This is a genomic window from Streptomyces sp. NPDC046831, from assembly GCF_040645305.1.
Classification (GTDB): Bacteria; Actinomycetota; Actinomycetes; order Streptomycetales; family Streptomycetaceae; genus Streptomyces.
Window position 1 is genome coordinate 43,914 of the sequence record NZ_JBEYXZ010000012.1, and the last position, 17,148, is coordinate 61,061.

Annotated in this window: 15 protein-coding genes and 1 riboswitch; of the genes, 5 read left to right on the plus strand and 10 right to left on the minus strand. The window is 76.2% G+C overall.

Annotated features, from left to right (window positions below; all coding sequences use genetic code 11):
• The first annotated feature begins 638 nt into the window (after positions 1 to 638).
• Positions 639 to 1,232: a TIGR03086 family metal-binding protein gene (locus ABZ920_RS13295; protein ID WP_361502813.1), complete on the plus strand. Its 594-nt coding sequence runs from the start codon at positions 639 to 641 to the stop codon at positions 1,230 to 1,232.
• A 60-nt stretch (positions 1,233 to 1,292) separates the two neighbouring features.
• Here the strand turns inward: ABZ920_RS13295 and ABZ920_RS13300 are convergent, their stop codons facing one another.
• Complete coding sequence (locus tag ABZ920_RS13300) at positions 1,293 to 2,174, minus strand: universal stress protein (protein ID WP_361502816.1); 882 nt, start codon at positions 2,172 to 2,174, stop codon at positions 1,293 to 1,295.
• Between the two features lie 98 nt (positions 2,175 to 2,272).
• On the minus strand, positions 2,273 to 3,223 hold the full coding sequence (locus tag ABZ920_RS13305) for a hypothetical protein (protein ID WP_361502819.1): 951 nt from the start codon (positions 3,221 to 3,223) through the stop codon (positions 2,273 to 2,275).
• Between the two features lie 212 nt (positions 3,224 to 3,435).
• On the opposite strand from ABZ920_RS13305, the gene ABZ920_RS13310 reads away from it, so the two are divergent.
• Both ABZ920_RS13310 and ABZ920_RS13315 read left to right on the plus strand, forming a co-directional pair.
• The gene (locus ABZ920_RS13310; protein WP_361502822.1) at positions 3,436 to 3,693 is read left to right on the plus strand and encodes a DUF1876 domain-containing protein; all 258 of its coding nucleotides are present in this window, start codon (positions 3,436 to 3,438) and stop codon (positions 3,691 to 3,693) included.
• 1,260 nt (positions 3,694 to 4,953) lie between these two features.
• A complete protein-coding gene (locus tag ABZ920_RS13315; RefSeq protein ID WP_361502825.1) occupies positions 4,954 to 5,409 on the plus strand; it encodes a cyclic nucleotide-binding domain-containing protein in 456 nt (151 codons plus the stop codon).
• A 647-nt stretch (positions 5,410 to 6,056) separates the two neighbouring features.
• Here ABZ920_RS13315 and ABZ920_RS13320 read toward each other — a convergent pair.
• From ABZ920_RS13320 to ABZ920_RS13335, 4 genes are all read right to left on the minus strand, one after another.
• Complete coding sequence (locus tag ABZ920_RS13320; protein ID WP_361502827.1) at positions 6,057 to 6,497, minus strand: pyridoxamine 5'-phosphate oxidase family protein; 441 nt, start codon at positions 6,495 to 6,497, stop codon at positions 6,057 to 6,059.
• 135 nt (positions 6,498 to 6,632) lie between these two features.
• The gene (locus ABZ920_RS13325; RefSeq protein ID WP_361502830.1) at positions 6,633 to 7,703 is read right to left on the minus strand and encodes an alcohol dehydrogenase catalytic domain-containing protein; all 1,071 of its coding nucleotides are present in this window, start codon (positions 7,701 to 7,703) and stop codon (positions 6,633 to 6,635) included.
• 434 nt (positions 7,704 to 8,137) lie between these two features.
• On the minus strand, positions 8,138 to 8,539 hold the full coding sequence (locus tag ABZ920_RS13330) for a hypothetical protein (RefSeq protein WP_361502832.1): 402 nt from the start codon (positions 8,537 to 8,539) through the stop codon (positions 8,138 to 8,140).
• Positions 8,540 to 8,713: 174 nt separating this feature from the next.
• Positions 8,714 to 9,616, minus strand: a complete 903-nt coding sequence (locus ABZ920_RS13335; protein WP_361502835.1) for a universal stress protein — start codon at positions 9,614 to 9,616, stop codon at positions 8,714 to 8,716.
• Positions 9,617 to 10,509: 893 nt separating this feature from the next.
• Here ABZ920_RS13335 and ABZ920_RS13340 point away from each other — a divergent pair.
• A complete protein-coding gene (locus ABZ920_RS13340; RefSeq protein ID WP_361502838.1) occupies positions 10,510 to 12,468 on the plus strand; it encodes a PAS domain S-box protein in 1,959 nt (652 codons plus the stop codon).
• Between the two features lie 305 nt (positions 12,469 to 12,773).
• Here ABZ920_RS13340 and ABZ920_RS13345 read toward each other — a convergent pair whose 3' ends face one another.
• Positions 12,774 to 12,989: a hypothetical protein gene (locus tag ABZ920_RS13345; protein ID WP_361502841.1), complete on the minus strand. Its 216-nt coding sequence runs from the start codon at positions 12,987 to 12,989 to the stop codon at positions 12,774 to 12,776.
• Between the two features lie 320 nt (positions 12,990 to 13,309).
• Between ABZ920_RS13345 and ABZ920_RS13350 the strand changes: the two genes are divergently transcribed.
• The gene (locus ABZ920_RS13350) at positions 13,310 to 13,663 is read left to right on the plus strand and encodes an STAS domain-containing protein (protein ID WP_361502844.1); all 354 of its coding nucleotides are present in this window, start codon (positions 13,310 to 13,312) and stop codon (positions 13,661 to 13,663) included.
• A gap of 133 nt (positions 13,664 to 13,796) precedes the next feature.
• Here the strand turns inward: ABZ920_RS13350 and ABZ920_RS13355 are convergent, their stop codons facing one another.
• From ABZ920_RS13355 to ABZ920_RS13365, 3 genes are all read right to left on the minus strand, one after another.
• Positions 13,797 to 13,925: a hypothetical protein gene (locus ABZ920_RS13355; protein WP_361502847.1), complete on the minus strand. Its 129-nt coding sequence runs from the start codon at positions 13,923 to 13,925 to the stop codon at positions 13,797 to 13,799.
• 192 nt (positions 13,926 to 14,117) lie between these two features.
• A riboswitch (guanidine-III (ykkC-III) riboswitch) is annotated at positions 14,118 to 14,180 on the minus strand.
• A gap of 82 nt (positions 14,181 to 14,262) precedes the next feature.
• Positions 14,263 to 14,877: a GNAT family N-acetyltransferase gene (locus ABZ920_RS13360; protein ID WP_361502850.1), complete on the minus strand. Its 615-nt coding sequence runs from the start codon at positions 14,875 to 14,877 to the stop codon at positions 14,263 to 14,265.
• A complete protein-coding gene (locus ABZ920_RS13365) occupies positions 14,870 to 16,939 on the minus strand; it encodes a penicillin acylase family protein (RefSeq protein WP_361502853.1) in 2,070 nt (689 codons plus the stop codon). The genes ABZ920_RS13360 and ABZ920_RS13365 overlap by 8 nt, the downstream gene beginning before the upstream one ends.
• Positions 16,940 to 17,148: the final 209 nt, after the last annotated feature.

The following is a 17,148-nucleotide window of genomic DNA, read 5'->3' on the forward strand; positions in this document are numbered from 1 at the left end:
CCCGCACGGACGGACCCCGCATACCGGTCCGTGAGCGCGCGGGTCACAGGTACAGGACCGATCCGCGTGCGGACGCCTCCCACGCCCCAGGTCCCGCGTGCGGCCGGATCCCCCGCACGGACGGACCCCGCATACCGGTCCGTGAGCGCGCGGGTCACAGGTACAGGACCGATCCGCGTGCGGACGCCTCCCACGCCCCAGGTCCCACGTGCGGCCGGATCCCCCGCACGGACGGACCGCGCGTACCGGTCCGTGAGCGCGCGGGTCCGGTGCACGCGGCGGCTCGGCGCGCGGAGCCCTTGCCGCCCACCGAGCGGATCCCACGCACGAGCGGGTGGTGCGTGCCGCGACGCCCCGGTTCAGCGGGGCCGGCCGCCGTGCGGCGCGCCGGCACTCCCGCGCCGTGCGGACCGGACGCGCCTGTGCGTCCGAGCCGGTACGCGGCCGTCAGCCACCGGGCGCCCCGCTGTGAGCAGCCGTGGGAAGAAGCCGCGGGGCCGACTGCTCTCGTCGTGTGTGCGAACCCTGCCTCGTCCGCGTGAAATCCGTGCTCGCGGACCAATCGCGGACCGAAGCTGTTTGCAAGGGGGACTAGCTTCCTCTCATCGAGCACGGACGGCGGAAGGGAAAGACACACGATGGCGAGCACCCGGGGCATCGAGGTCCTCACGAGCGCGCACGACTATCTGCGGGAGGTGGTCGCCGCCGTGCCGGAGCAGCAGTGGGGAGCGCCGACTCCGTGCAGCGAGTGGACGGTGCGGCAGGTGGTCAACCACGCGCGCATCGACCAGGAGGCGTACGGCCTCGTCCTCACCGGCGGCCGCCCCGACCAGGACCCCTTCCAGCCGGCCGACGCCCTCGACGGCGACCCGGTGGGCGAACTCGACAAGGTGCTGCGCTCGGTGGCGGACGCCTATGCCGAACTGCCCGCCGACGCCGACCGGGTACCGACCCCGCTGGGCCCGCTGCCCCTGCCCGTGGCCGCGGCGGCGGCCGCGATGGACGCGGCCGTCCACGCCTGGGACATCGCCGTCGCCGTCGGCCTGGGAGGCAAGCTGGCGGACGACCTGGTGGAGGGCATCCGGCCGGCGGCCGAGCGACTCGTCGATCACCTCCGCGACTCCTACGGGGTCTTCGCCCCCGCGCGTGCCCTGCCCGACGGCCACGGCAGGGCCGAGGCACTGCTCGCCTTCCTGGGGCGCGACCCGCACTGGACGCCGCCGGCCGCCTGAGGCCATGCGCCGGCCGGGGCCCCGCCGCGCGGAGCCGGGCGCTGCGGCGGCCGCTGGGCGTCACGTCGCGCCGGAGCGGGCCACGGCGACGGGGCACCGCGCGTGGTGGAGGACGGCCTGGCTCACCGATCCCAGCAGCATGCCCGTGAAGCCGCCCCGGCCGCGCGCGCCGACCACCAGCAACTGGGCCCCGGCGCTCGCTTCGACGAGAGTGGCGCGTACCCGGCCCCGGACCAGCCGCCGGTGCACGGTCACGTCCGCGCGGGTCTCCGGGTGGCCGGCCACCGCCTTCTCCAGCAGGCGCTCCTCCGCGTCGCGCAGGCGGCTCTCGTCGTAGGCGACCAGAGCCGGGTCGGCGAGACCGTCGGGGGCCCGTTCGGTCCAGGACTTCCACACGTGCAGGGCCACCAGCTCGGTGCCGCGCATCGATGCCTCGGCGAAGGCGAACTCCACGGCCGGCTCGGCCGCCGTCGAGCCGTCCACCGCCAGCAGCACGGGGCCCGCCGGGTGCGGTCTGCCGCGTACCACCAGGACCGGGCAGTGGCCGTGGGCCGCCAGGTGCACGGCGGTGGAACCGAGCAGCAGACTGCCGAAGGAGTTCAGCCCGCGGCTGCCGACGACGGCGAGGCAGGCGGTGCGCGACTCGATCTCCAGCACCATGAGCGGCTCGCCCACGGGGACCTCCCGCGTCAGGTCCACGTGGGGTGCGGCGTCGCGGGCCCGCCGCTCGGCCTCGGCCAGCGTGCCGTCGATCAGCTCGCGTACGCCCGCCGAGCCCGGGTCCCAGGGTGGACCGCCCGGCGGCACGTGCAGCCCCGGCCATCCGAAGGCGTGCACCATGCGCAGTCCCACACCCCGCAGACCGGCCTCCCTGGCCGCGACCTCGACCGCGTCCAGGCTCGACTGCGAACCGTCGACTCCGACCACCACGGGTTTCGTCATGCCGCACCTCCTCCAGCCGGCGTCCGCCACCGGGCCGGCGACCGCACCGGAGGTCTCCGCCGGCCGCCGTTCGTGGTGCCCCGACCGCGGGCGGGCGCTCAGGACACGGCCCGCCCACCGGGGGCGTAGCCGAGGCGGAGCAGCATCTGCGGGTACTCGCCGGCGCTGAGCGTCTGCCTCATCCGGTCCCGCAGCGGGGGCAGTTCCAGGGGCTGGGTGTGGAAGGCGGCCACGACGTCCCGGGCCGCCGCTGCCAGCAGCACCCGCTCGAGGGCCTGCCCGGCCCGCAGCCAGGCCGGCGGGTCGTCACGGTCGGTGCCGAGGACGGCCACCAGTCCGGTGCGCGCGGGCCACCGGCGCGGCGGCGTGGGGTACATGCGGGTCAGGGCCGCGTAGTCCCGTTCCGCCGGGCAGGTGCGGTCGGGGTGGAGGAGGCCCACGTCGGCGGGGCCCCCGTCGCTCCGGGTGCGGGTGAGCCGCCGGCTCCACCGGGACGGGTGGGCGCTCCGTTCGGGGTTCGCACGGTGGGCGTCCTCGCCCGCCCGGACCAGTTCGGCCAGGTCCCGGCGGCCCGTGCTGTCGTCGACGAGGTGCAGGCCGGCCCCCTCCTCGTTGGCGTGCTCCCGCAGCGCGCCGACCAGGGCGGACGGCAGCGGGTCCGGCAGGAACGGCCCGCGCACGGTCAGCCGCCGGCGCAGGGCGCCGTACATGCGTTCCTCGTCGGGGGTGGGGCGGGCGTAGGCGCCCCAGGCGACCCGCGCCAGGAAGGCAGGGTCGCGGGGGTCGGGGAAGGGCTGCTCGACGGGCTTGAAGCCCAGGTGGCGCATGGCGAGGCGGACGTTGAACAGGGCGGCGCCGCAGCTGATGACCATGTCGCGGCCGTGGGGGCCGGCGAGCAGCCGGCGGTCGGCGTCCGCGTGCAGCTCGACGCCCCGGTCCCCGTCGGCGACGAAGAGCCAGGGCGGGGTGTCGTGGGCCGAGGGCGCGGTGACGGCAGCACGGGCCAGGTAGGTGGAGGCATGGCCGGGGGGTGCGGTGACGACGGACATGAGCGGTGCCGCCCTTCTCGAGCTTCCTGGGCCTGCCTTCATGGTCGTCCGCCGTCACCGGTGCGGGCATGGGCCACATGACCCCCACCCGGGCCGAGGGGCCTTGGCGTGCGGGGATCCGGCGGGGCGGGAGGGGCCGTTCGGCTCTGGCCGGGCACGGGACTCCGCGCGCAGGGTGGGAAGGAGGGCAAGCCCGTACGGAAGTGATCATCATGGAAGCCAAGCAGTGGACCGTGCAGATCTACATCACGGAGGAGGGTGACGACACGCACGCACGCGCCGTGCTCAGCACCCGCGACACCTCCGTCGTGACCGGCCGCGGCGTGGCCCGCCGCAATCCGGTCGACCGGCCGATCCCCGAGATCGGCGACGAACTGGCCGCGAGCCGGGCCCTGGAGGACCTCGCCGTCCGGCTGCACGACGTGGCCGCCGACGACATCGTCGAGATGGCCGGGCCCGTGCAGGCGTGACGCCGGCGTGAGGCCGTTCCGCCGGGCGCCGGCGGGCGCGTCCACGACTGCGGACGCCCGGACGGCGGCGACAACCTGGGGCCGGCTCCGCGCGGGGCCGCCCCGTCCGGGGCCGGCTCCGCGCGGGCCGCTCACTGCGGCAGCGGGGCGCACGTCTCCCCCGGCCGACTGCACGACACGGACGGACGGCCGCCGGTCCGCACGTCGATCCTGAGCGAGCACCCGGGTCTGCGACCCTCCGGCCTCGCCGGCCCGGCACGGTCGGGCGCGGTCGGGCGGTGACGGACGTCCCAGGCCGCGGGCGACCCCGGACGGTGAGCCGGTCCCGAAGCGAGCGGCGACGGCGGTGACCGGGCCGAGCGAGCGGCCTCGAACCGTGACCGGCCCCGAAGCGAGCGGGGCCGGGCGGTGGCGTCCCGAAGCGAGCGGCGTCGGACGGTGACCGGTCCCGAAGCGAGCGGCGTCGGGCGGCGGCCGGGATCCGCGGAACTCGCCGTCCCGAGCGAGGCTGACCTGGAGCACCTCCTCGTCAGGGCCGTTCGGCCCTTGCGCCGGGGCGGCCGGCGCGGTGTGCTCGGAGTGACGGGAAGGACACCGGACAGACGCGGGGAAGCGGCCGGCAGCCGCGCACCGCGCAATCGTGATCCGCGAGAAGCGGGTAGTCCTTCCCGTTCTTCCGTGTCCCGCCGGGCCACGCTCCGCCACGGCCGCGCCTCTCAGCCGCTCCGGCGCCTCGGCGTGTGCCGCGCGCACCGCACCCCGAGTCATGTCCCGGGGCCGAACCCCGAGGCGCGTCCCGGACGAAGGGGGTACCGCGGCCCCCGGACCTGCGCCGCTCGGCCCCCTCACCGGCCCTCTCGGGCGACCCGCGGGCCGGCGGGCGTCCGCCGCTTGGGCCGAAGGACCCGCGATCGGGACCGGGCGGCCCGTGGCACGACGCCCCGCCCGGGGCGAGGCTGAGGTCGACAACCGCACGCGGCGTACCGGGGGGAAGATGACCGACAGCCGCACGACCGCCCCGGTGGACCGGCACGGGCCCGACGGCCCGGTGCGGGTCCTGCCCGCGCGGCGACGTACGGCCGTCGGCCCTACCGCACGGCACCGTCCCGTCCCGCACGGCCGTGGACGGGCCGTACCGGACGGTGCCGTGACGCCCGCCGGAGCCGGCCGCGGCCCACGTGCCGACGCCGAGACGGCCCCGGCACTCCACGACGCACTCGCCGGCCGGCTGCGGCGGCGGGACCGAAAGGAACCGGAGCGATGACCTCCACCACCACCCTGGCCGCCGCCCTCCCGGCCGAGCAGCGCGAACAGCTGATGCGGACCGCTCGGGAGGTCTCCTTCGACGTGGGCGCCCGTCTGTTCGAGGAGGGCCGCCGCGCCGACCGGTTCTGGATCATCAAGACGGGGACGATCGCCCTGGACCTGCACGTGCCCGGCCGGCGCGCCGCTCTGATCGAGTCCCTGGGGCACGGCGAACTGGTCGGCTGGTCCTGGCACTTCCCGCCCTACGTCTGGCAACTGGGCGCCGAGGCCCAGAGCCCGGTCAGGGCGTACGAGTTCGACGCGAGCACCGTGCGGACGATGTGCGCGCAGGACGCGGAGTTCGGCCGCGCCGTCGCCGTCTGGGTCGGCCGGGTGGTCGCGCACCGGCTCCACTCGGCCCGTGTCCGGCTGCTCGATCTGTACGCCCCGTACGGCAGTGGGGGCAACTGACGGCAGCCGCCGGCCAGGACGGTCCCCGGGTCGCACGGTGACCGGCGGCGGCGGAGACGGCCGCCACCCGCGGCAGGGAAGCGACGCATTCCAGCCACCCGCGGCCGCACGGCGGCGTTCCCGGGTGCCCCCGCCCGCGCGCTCCGGCCACGGCGCGCGGGCGGCGCAGGCGCCGCCGCCCCGCCGTCGCCGGCGGGCGGTGACGGCACCGCGGCCGGGGCGCAGCTCACCGACAGCAACGGCAACCCGGTCAAGGTGTGGCCCGGGAGCCTCAGGTACCAGACGATGGGCCCGAACTACGTCCGGTCCCTGACGGACGCCCACGGCAACGCCGCCCTGGTGCTGGGGAGTCAGCAGTCGCGGACCCTGACGCTGTGGGACTACGACAGCACCAGCTCCGACGGCAAGCTGGGCGCCACCCTGATCACCGGCAGCGAGGCCGGCAGCGAGGTGCAGTACCGCTCGCTGGAGGGCGGGTGGTCGACATCTGAGCCGTCCGTAACGGGTCCGCGTGAGCCGTCGGGTCCGCGCCGCTCGCGCCGGGCCACGACCGCGCCCGGTGGCGGTGGACCGCGCCCGCCGCCACCGGGGCCGGACGCCTGCCGGAGCGTGACGGTGGGGTCCCACGGCGGCCGTCGTGCGGTGCCTCAGGGCGCCAGGTCCAGGCCGTACAGGGTGCGCCCGGCGACGAGTTCGCGCCCCGTGACGAGCTCCGGCTCGATGCGCACGAAGACCTCCCGCGGCGACGGCACCCAGGAGCGGGGGCCCTCGCGGACGAGGCGGGCGTGCTCCGCGGGGTCGGCCACCACCGAGGCGGAGCCGGTGACGAGGACGCTCCAGCCCGCCTGGGCGACGGCGTCGACCTCGTCGGCCTCGAAGGCGACCACCGCGCCGTCGATGGCGGAGACGAGTTCGGAGGCGGCCGACGTACGCAGGAGGACCGCGCCGTCGGTGGCGAGGCAGAAGTTGACCGGCAGGACCGCGGGCAGGGCCCGGCGGGTGTGGACGATGCGTCCCACCGGCACCTGGGCCAGCAGTTGCAGGCACTCCTGGCGCTCAAGTTCGCGGAATCCGTCGTTCGCATACATCGGCCGGCTCGTCTCTCGCCTGGTACGGCGCTACATCGTGGGTCCATCCTGGCGCGGGGGGCCGGCCCGGGGCTTGGGCCGTCCGTCCCGGCGGTGCCGGAGAACGGCCCGCTTCGCCGCGCCGTCCGGCCGGACTCAGGCCGCGTTCACGGCGACGACGTCGTGCCGCTCCCCGCCGAGCACGACCTTCAGCGCTCCGGTGTCGCCGGCGTGCGCGAAGACGTCGTACGCCTCCTCCATGTGGTGGAGCGGGAAGGTGTGGGTGACCAGCTGGGAGGTGGGCAGCCGGCCGGTGGCCGCCATCCGCAGCAGGGTGGGCGTGGAGCAGGTGTCGACGAGGCCGGTGGTGATGGTCACGTTCCGGCTCCACAGCTGCTCCAGGCGGAGGGTGGCGGGCTTGCCGTGCACCCCGACGTTGGCCACGTGGCCGCCGGGCCTGACCATGCGCGTGCAGGCCTCGAAGGTCTCCGGCAGGCCGACCGCCTCGACGACGACGTCCGCGCCGAGACCGCCGGTGAGGTCGGCGATCAGCTGCTCGGGAGCCTCCCGGGCGTCGGCCACCGCCTCGGCGCCGAGCTTCCGCGCGGCCTCCAGGCGGGGAGCGGCCACGTCCACGGCGACGACGCGCTCGGGCGCGAACAGCCGGGCGGTGGCGATCGCGGCGAGTCCGATCGGTCCGGCTCCGACGACGGCGACGGTGTCGCCGGGGCGCACGTGCCCGTTGAGGACGCCCACCTCGTAGGCGGTCGGGAAGATGTCGGCCAGCAGCACGCCGTCCTCGTTGGTCACGGCGCTGGGCAGCGGATGGACGGAGAGGTCGGCGCAGGGGACGCGGACGTACTCGGCCTGGGTGCCGTCGATCAGGTGACCGAGGAGCCAGCCTCCGCCGCCGCGGCACTGGCCGTACCTCCCCTCGCGGCAGAAGCGGCACCGTCCGCAGGCGGTGATGCACGAGACCAGCACGCGGTCGCCGGGCTGCACGGTGCGCACGTCGCCGCCGATCTCGACGACCTCCCCGACGGCCTCGTGCCCGAGCACGGTGCCGGCGGTGACCTCGGGCACGTCGCCCCTGAGGATGTGCAGGTCCGTCCCGCAGATGGTCACGGCGTCGACGCGCACGATCGCGTCGGTCGGCTCCCGGACGTCCGGGTCGGGGACGTCCTCCCAGGCGGACTGACCGGGGCCGTGGAAGACGTAACCTTTCATGCCGATCCTCACCCTCTTGTGCTCGGGCGGGCTCCGGGACGCGGATCACCGCCGTCGGCAGGCGCGAGCCGGAGTCCGGCGGGGCGCCGGGACTGCCCCGCAGATCCAGCTTGTCCGGCACCCGGGAGATCCGCTTGGGCCGGTCGGCCCCATCGGACGGCCGGCCGGGGGTCCGTGGCCGGCCGGTGACGCGGGCTCCCCGGGGCCCGGCCGGCCGGGCCCACCGGACCCCGGGCCCGGGACGCTCTCCGGCCGGTCTTCGGCAACGGCTCCTCCCCACGGCCTCCTCCCCCAGGCTTCTGCGCCACCGGTCCGCCGCGGCGTCCTCGCCCCGGCATCCTCCGCGACACCGGGGGGGGCCGGCCCGGCCGAACTGCCCGGCCGTGGAGGGAGGGAGAGGACGGCGGGGCGGTGGGCGGCAAGGGGCGGTGGGGTCAGGCCCCGCGGGCGTCGGCGATCCGGTCCAGTTCGCGCATCGCCTCGGCGTGGGCGCTCATCCGCCTGCTCAGATCGCCACTCACGAGCAGTGCCACGCCCGCGGCCGACACCGGCACGGACAGTCCGAGCACGGCGAGGGCCTCGGGCCAGTCGCGTTCGTTCTGGCACCAGTCGCCGTGCTGCAGGCCGTCGTTGGCCGTGCCACGCTCCGTCAGCAACCGCGACTCGCACTCCCGCGGGTAACGGTCGCCGGGCTCCTCGTCGACCTCGTACGGGGTGAGGATCAGCACGGCGCACCACGTCCACAGCAGTGCGGCCAGGGCCAGCAGGCCGATGCCCCAGGCCCGTGTACGGCCGGCCCTGTCGCGGAAATCTAGGTCGTAGTCACGTGAGCGCACGGCACCGAACTTAGCAGCGTCCCCTCACCTCACCGCCGTCCGCCCCGGCGACGCGACCGGGCCCGCCTACCCTCAACTACTGTCACACAGGCGTCAGTCGAGGCGCTGCCGGGTCCGGACGAGGCGGGGGCGGCCCGTACGGCCATGCTGTCCGGCGCCGGACAGCGGACGGCGTCAGCCGTGCGCGACCACGGCGACGGGGGCGGCGGCGTGGTGCAGCACGGCATGGGTGACGTGGCCGATGCGGGTGCCGAAGGGGGCGCGGCGCACCCGCCGGCCCACCACGACCAGGCCCGCCTGGTGGGAGGCGTCGACCAGTTGCTCGGCGGCACTGCCCAGGCGGCACACCTCGACGACCTCCACCGCGGGGAACTTCTGCCGCCACGGACGGAGGATCCGGCTCAGGGCGGTCGACCGGTCGCGTTCCAGCGTCCGCAGGTCGGGCTCGGGGACGGGACCGACGCCGAAGCAGGGCAGCAGGCGCCAGCCGTGCACGACACGCAGCGAGGTGGCGCGGCGGGCGGCCGCGTCGAAGGCGAACTCGAGCAGGGTCTCGTCGGGGGCGCCGGTGTCGAGGCCGAGCACGACGGGCCGGAAGGCCGTCGCGGCCGACGGCACGCCCGCGGGGTCCATCTCGTGCTCGTCCGCCGCCTGTTCACCGGCCCGGACCAGCACCACGGGCCGTTCGGCGTGCGCCACGACGCTCATGCCCACGGACCCGACCAGGAAGCCGCCGACACCGCCGAGGCCGCGCGAGCCGAGCGCCAGGAGTTCGGCGTCCTTCGCCGCCGCGCACAGCGCCTCGGCGGGACTGCCGGAGGTCTGCTCGACGGTCACCTCCACACCGGGGTGCCGCAGCCGCAGGCCCTGCGCGGACTCCCGGAGGATGCGACCGGCCCAGTGCTCGTCGGTCTCGGCGCCGAGCAGCGGGGACTGCGCCACGGACTCCGGCACCGCCTCCCGGACATGGACGAGCCTCACGGGCAGACCGCGCAGCTTCGCCTCCCGGGCCGCCCATTCGGCCGCGGCCCGGCTCTCGGGCGAGCCGTCGAGACCTACGGTGACGGTGCGGGGCATGGTCTCCACCTCCTGTGCCGAACGATCCGATGCCATGATCAGCGCGGGGCCCGGGACGGCAGCAGGGGCCGCTGGGTCCCTCGCGGGGGCCGACCGACCCCACTCCGCGGGTCCGCGGGGCCACGGGACCGCCGGACTGCGGGGCCACAGGGCCACGAGGCCACGAGGCCACAGGGCCACAGGGCCATGGAGCCACAGTGTCGAGGCCGGGGGTGCCGCCGCCCCCCGGCGCTCCGGTCCCGCCGCCGGGACGGCCCACCCGGCGCGCAGTCGGGCGGCCGGAGACGACACGCAGGGTCCAGCCCCGCACGACCTCACCGGCCGGCGCGGCGGCAGGGTCCGACGCTAACGGTGGGATGCGCGCCGACCGGTCGGCCCACTGGGCGGCGGCAGTACCCCGGCCGGCTCGCCCGCCGGCGCGGCGGTGACGGCGGCTCCCGGGGCGCGCCGGCGGCCTGGAGCAGGTCACGGCTCGCGTGGGATGTCGGCTGCCGGGGCGGGACGGAAGGCGCGGCCCCGGCCGTCCCCAGCCGGCCCGGCCGCCCGGCAGGCACGCCGGCTCGTGACAACCCACCCGCAGCCCAAGCAGACACACCGGCTCCCACGCGCAGCATTCCCGCCGCCGGGGCGGGACGGAAGGCGGGCCCGGCCGCAGGGATCCGGCACGGCGAGGAGGCGCTCGCCGCGCACAGGCGCGAGGCCACGGAGCCGGACATGCCCGCTGCGCGCAGGCGCGGCGGGGTGGGACGGGAGTCGTGCGCGGCCGGTCGCGTCGCGTCCCGTTCCGTCAGAAACCGGCCACGGCGCGGACAGTAGGCGACATCCCGATGCGGGCGCCCCACCGCTTGAGTTGGGATGGCCGGAATCATCTCTTGAGGCAGGGCGGGACGGACATGAGCGTTTTTCCCGGCGGGCCGACGCGGTCCGCCGACCGGAGGGCCGTCGAGGACCGCCGCTACGGCGGGCGCCGGCAGAAGGGGGGCCCGTCGGCGGCGGAGGAGCGGTTCCGCGGGCTGCTGGAGGCGGCGCCGGACGCCATGGTCATCGTCGACGACACCGGCACGATTCGGCTGGTCAACGCCCAGACCGAGGCGCTGTTCGGCTACCGGCGCGAGGAACTGCTCGGCCGCCCCGTCGAGTTGCTCGTACCGCACCGCTTCCGCGCCCACCACACGCGCCACCGCGACGGGTACGCCGCCAACCGGCAGGTACGCCCCATGGGCGCGGGCCTGGAGCTGCACGGGCTGCGCAAGAACGGCACGGAGTTCCCCGTCGAGATCAGCCTCAGCCCCCTGGAGACCGCGGACGGGCTGCTGGTGTCCGCCGCCGTCCGCGACGTCAGCGACCGCAAGGCCGCCGAGGCGCGCATCAACGAGCTCGCCGCACTGGTGGAGTCGTCCCAGGACGCCATCCTCGCCAAGACGCTCGACGGCTACATCACCTACTGGAACGCCGCGGCCGCCCGCCTGTACGGCTACACGGCCGAGGAGGCCATGGGCCGGCACGTGTCCCTGCTCGCGCCCGTCGAACTCCAGGACGAGGTGAGCGCGCTGCTGGAGCGGCTGCGGCACGGGGAGAAGGTCGCGCACTTCGAGACGCTGCGGGTCACCAAGGACGGCTCCCTGCTGGACGTCGACGTCACCCTGTGGCCGACCCGGGACACCCTGGGCAGGGTGGTCGGCGCGTGCGCCATCGTCCGCGACATCAGCGACCGCAAGCGCGCGGAGGCCGAACTCACCGCTCTGCTGGAGCAGCAGCGGCACATCGCACTCACCTTGCAGCGCAGCCTGATGGGCACCCCGCCGGCGCTGCCCGGTCTGGCCACGGCCAGCCGCTACCGGCCCGCCACCCAGGGCGCCGGCGTCGGCGGCGACTGGTTCGACCTCATTCCGCTGGGCGCGGGCCGGGTGGGCATGCTCATCGGCGACGTGATGGGCCGGGGCCTGGAGGCCGCAGCCGTCATGGGCCAGCTGCGCTCGGCCGCGCACGCGCTCGCCAAGACCGGCATGCAGCCCCGTCAGCTGATGCAGGCCCTGGACACGGTCGTCGCCGACCTGGACGTCCCGGACCAGCTCGTCACCTGTTGCTACCTGGTCGTCGCCCCGGACGCCGGCACCGTCACCGTGTGCTCGGCGGGCCACCTGCCCACCCTCGTCGTGGGTCCCCACGAGGGCGTGCGCCCGTTGCCGGCACCGGTCAACGCCCCGCTCGGCGTCGGCAACGTCCTCTACGAGCAGTCGTGCGCGGACATATCCCCCGGCGCCACGCTCGTGCTGTACACCGACGGCCTGATCGAGACGCCCGGCAGCGACATCGAGTGCCGGCTCGACGAACTCACCGCGGTCCTCGGCCGTCTCGGTCTGCGCACCGGGACGGCCGGTCTGGAGGCCGCCGCCGACCAGGTGCTCGCCAGGCTGGTGCCGGACTGCGAGCGTCACAACGACGACGTGACCCTCCTGCTCGCCCAGCTGCCCGCGGCGCCGCTGGCCGCCCTGGCCAGAGACCTGCCGGCCACCCCGTCCTCCGTGCCCGAGGGCAGGGCCTTCCTCGGCCGGACGCTGGCCTCGTGGGAGTGCACGGCGCCCGCGGACGACGCCCGGCTGCTGCTCTCCGAGATCCTCTCCAACGCCGTACGGCACGCCGAGGGCCCCATCGGACTGCGGCTGTGCCGCACCGCCACGGACCTCACGGTCGAGGTGAGCGACCGCAGTTCCCACCTCCCTCAGCCCCGCGTCGCGGCCGACGACGAGGAGTCCGGCCGGGGCCTGTCCCTGGTCCGCGCGCTCGCCGACAGCTGGGGGGTGCGGCCCACGGACGAGGGGAAGACGACCTGGTTCACGCTGAAGCTGTGACGGGCCCGGCCCTCGGGACCGGACGAACCCCCCTGCCCCTCCGGTTCCCCAGGGGCCGGCCCCGGAGGCCCCGCGGCCCCGGCCGCAGCTCGGGCCGAGTGTCTCCCACTCGCCCGGACGGCCCCCGGCCACCGCAGCGGCCGAACGCCCCCGCACGGGCCGCCGGGGCCCCGCACCGGCCGCCGGGACCCCCGCACGGGAGATCCTCGGCCGCCGTCCGCACCCGTCGGCCGCACCGGCCTCGCCGAGCGCGCCGCCGGAAACCGCCGCTCCCGGGACGCGGGCGCGGCAGGCGCGCCCGCGGGCTACTTCTCGTAGGTGGACAGGGCCAGGCCCATCGCGAAGAACGTCGGTGCCCACTCCCCGACGAAGATCCCCCAGCGGTCTGCCCGCTCCTCGCCCTTCTTCTCCATGCTCAGCGACACGCACCACGACAGGACCGACAGGCCGATCGAGGCGAACCCCGCCGCGTAGGCGTGCTCGGCGCGGATCCCGGACTCGTGCAGCTTCTTGACGATCACAGGCGTCTCCTTCGGGCGTCGACAGACGGACGTCTCCATTGCAGGGGCGGCCGGGCGCACCGGCCACCGCACTGCCCCAGACGGCTGAACGACCGTCACACGACAGGCCGCCGGGCCGGCCCGCCCACCGGTGCGCGCACGACGTCCACGGCACCGGTGGCATCTCCCTGCGCGCCGCCGGGCGTCCGGGGCCGCCGGGGCCGGCTGCGACCGGTTCCCGGACACTCGCGGCCGGGCGACCGACCCGGCCGGTCCGGCACTTCACCGGCAGCCCCGGACCGTGGTTGTACTGGCGAGCCGGACAGCGGGATCATTGCCGTATGACAACTTGCCACGGGCCTGCGGAAGCGGGGGTCTCCAGGTCCGCGCCGGACGGGCCGATCTGGGTGATCGCCCTGCACGGCGACTTCGACATGGAAACCCTCGACGGTGTGGAGGAGACGACCGCCGCCGCACTGCGGTCCTTCCCCGGTCCCGTCGTCTTCGACCTGGAGGACGTCACCTTCTGCGACTCCGCCCTGCTCAACCTCCTCCTGGGGACCGCACGCGCCCGCACGACCGGACTCGTGGGCGCCGGCCCCCTCGTGCTCCGCCTGCTGGAGGTCACCGGCACCCACGCCGTGCTCCCGCGCTTCCCCGACCTCGACGCCGCCCGCGCCGCCCTCGTCACCTGACCGCCCGCGCCGCGGCCGGAGCGGCACCCGCCCCCGGCCCGCACGCCCCGCCCGGCGCCGCGCCGCGGCGGAGGCGCCGGCGCGGGGCGCCACCGCCTCCCTGGGGACCACCGGCCGCCGGCGGACGCCGGTTTCAGCCGGCCGGCTTCAGGCCCGCCGCGCACCCGACGATGCCCGCCAGGAGCAGCACCTTCGGCGGACTGGCGGACTCGCCGCCGAAGACCATCGCGTAGCCGGCGGTGCACACCGCACCGATGCCCACTAAGACTGCGTAGCCGGTCCCAGGGGGCCGTCCGCAGCGCGTAGGCCGGGCCGCTCATGCTGAGCAGCAGGCCGGGAAGGAACAGCGCGGCGGCAGCGGCCGGCTGAGGCCCGCCGACGCGCCCAGAGCGGTGGCCCACACTGCTTCGAGCATGCCGGACGCCACGAGGACGACCCGTCCCGTGCCGGATCCCCCGCGCCGTCTTGGCGTGGGCTGGGTACGGCGCACCTCGTGCAGGAGCCGATCGAGCTCTGCGCCGCTTCTCACACAGCCGGCGCGGCCGGCCGCCGGGCGGGTGCGCCGGCGAACCCCGCGGCCCCGTGCCGTCACCGGTCCGTCACCGCGTCGCGGGGAAGGCCGCCTCCCGGGTGAGGAAGGCGAGTCGGGCCCGCTTCTCGGGCAGGTGGACGCCGGGCAGGTCGATCTCCGGCAGCACCACGGCCGGGCCCCGGGCGAAGCCCTGCTTCAGGAAGCGGGCGATCGCCTTGCCGTTGCGCACGTCCGGGTCGACGACGACGCGTGTGCGGTCCAGGCCGAGCAGGACGTACGCGAGGATGACGGACACCAGCGCCGCGGTCCAGCCGGGGCGCGGCCCCGCGGCCCCGGCGGGCGCGACCAGCAGGTGGATGCCGATGTCGCCGGGGCGGACGTCGTAGCACTCGCCGACGCGGTCGGCCTCGGGTTCGTAGGTCTGCAGCAGCGCGGCCGGGGAGCCGTCCTTGACCACCAGGTGCGCGTGGTGGGTGCCGAGGGTGTCCAGGTGGGCGTAGCTGCCGGCCACCTGGTCCAGGGTGTGGCCGGTCATGCCCCAGAAGGCGGCCCGCTCCTCGTTGACCCAGCGCCAGACGACTTCGGCGTCGGCCCGCGCGTCGAGGGGCAGGATCCGCACGGTGCCGAAGCCGTCGACCCGCTCCTCGTGGACGGGGGCGCGGGAGGCGTAGGGGTCAGACATCGGTCTCCTTGGTGAGCTGGTCGAAGTCGGTGACCACCGGGACGAGGTCCCCCTCGAGCCACAGGGGCAGCTGGTCGCGGTGATGGGGTGAGCCGGGGACGCCGCAGGCCCCGAACGGGACGACCCAGCGGCTGTCCTCGCGGCGGGCCAGGTCCCACACGTAGCGGGCGGCCGGCCCACGGGCGGCGAGGTCGGTGACGCCGGGCACGGCGGAGGTGCACAGCACGCAGTCGTGGTCGCCGGACAGGCCGGGCGGCTCGTCCGGCGCCGGTGGGGCCAGGGCGCGCCAGGGGGCCAGTCGGTGGGTGTCCCCCCAGGCGGCGGCCGGCTGTCCCGCGGCCACCTGAAGCAGCGCGGCGCGGACCGCCTCGGAGCGGTCGATGCCGTACAGGTCCTCCGCCCGCAGCAGGTGGGTGAGGGCGTAGCCGATGCGGGGCACCAGAGCGAGCCACGGCTGGAAGATCTCCGGGTAGGCGGGCGGGCCGGCCGGCCCGGCGAACGCGGGGTGCGCCGCGAGCCGCCGGACGACCGCCCCGCGCACCGCCGCGTAGAGCGCCGCGTCGGTGCTGTGCGCGTCCATGCGGCGGTCCCAGCGCAGCAGGCGGTCCCGGAGCGCGGCGGCCCGCGGGGGCAGGTCCCCCAGCTCCGCCAGGTGGTCGAGCAGGGCTGCCGCGGAGGCGAGGTGGGTGTCCTTGTGGATCGCGGGCATGTCGGCGGCGGACCAGCGCTCCCTGGCCGCCAGGAGCGCCGTGATGCGGTCGGCGCGGTGGGGCGGGGCGAACTCGACACCGAGGGGGGCGGCGAGGCCGGCCTGGTTGGCCATCACGGCGACGCCGTCCGTCAGCCCGGCCCGGGGCGTCTCGTGCCAGCCGCGCCACTCGTGGCCCGGCTCCCAGGCGGGCACCGGGCGGACGCGGTTGGCGTCGTGGCGCACCGGCACCCGGCCCGCGACCCGGTGCAGCGAGCCGCCCTCGGTGTCGGCGGCGAGCACGACGTTGACCGGTTCGGCCCACCGGTCGAGGGCGCGGTCGACGTCGGCGACCCGGCGGGCCCGCAGCAGGGGCAGCAGGGCGCCGAAGCCGAGGTCGCCGGTGACCCGTGGCGGGTGGCGCAGGCTCAGTGCCTCCGGAGTGCCGTCGTCGAGGCCCTCGGGGCCGCCGGCGATCACGGGTCCCCGTGCGGTCTCGATGATCTCGACCTCGACGGCCGCCTCCCCCGCCACGTGGACCGTTTCGGTGTGCCGGGCGGCCCGGTGCCAGCCACCGTCGGGCCCCAGCGCCTCGACGCCCGCGCCGGTGCGGCGCAGCCGCTCGCGGTAGAGGTCCTGGTAGTCGGCCATGGCGTTGGTGATGGCCCAGGCGACCGTGCCGGTGTGGCCGAAGTGGGCGGCGCCGGGGACGCCGGGCACCGCCAGTGCGACGACGTCGAACTCCGGGCAGGACAGGCGGATCTGCTGGTAGACGCCGGGGTCCTCGATGAAGCGGTGCGGGTCGCCGGCGAGGACCGCCTGCCCGGTCACGGTTCGCTCGCCGCTCACCAGCCAGCCGTTGCTGCCGGAGGTGCCCGGCCCGTCGGTGGCGAACAGGGCCACGGCGTCCGCCCCCAGGTGCCGCACGACCTGGTCGCGCCAGAGCTTGGCCGGGAAGCCCGCGAAGAGGATGTGGGTGGCGAGCCAGACGCCGAGCGGTGTCCAGGGCTCCCAGCGGCCGGGTGCCAGCCCCGTACGGGTGAACTCCGGGGAGGCGCAGGCCTCGAGCCCCTCGTTCACGCCGTCGGTGTAGGCCCGCACCCAGTCGGCGGTCTCCGGGTCGCGCTCCGCCAGGGCCGTGAAGCAGCGGCGGGCCGTGTCGTCGAGTCGGGCGCGCCGGGCGAAGACGTCCCAGGGCAGGGCCGCGGGACCGAGGAAGGACGCCGAGGTGCCCTGCGCGCGGTGCCGCTCGACCTCCAGCTGCCACGCCCGGTCGCGGGCGGTGACCCTGCCCTGCGCACGGGCCAGGTCGCGCGCGCTGTCCGCCCGCAGGTGGGGGATTCCCCAGGCGTCCCGGTACGTCTCGCTGCCCACCGCACCGCTCCTGTCACTAAGGTAAGGCTGACCTAACTCGCTGACGGGATCGTACGCGAACGGCAGAGAGGTGAGGAAGGAGGGGTGGCAAGGGCACCGGGGCTGCTGGTGGCGGGAACCGGGCAGCGGCGGCCGGGGGGCCGGGCTCGGCGGCGGCACCCGTCCGGGGGGACGCCGGTCGGCCGTCACCCGGCGATGAACCGGCCGCG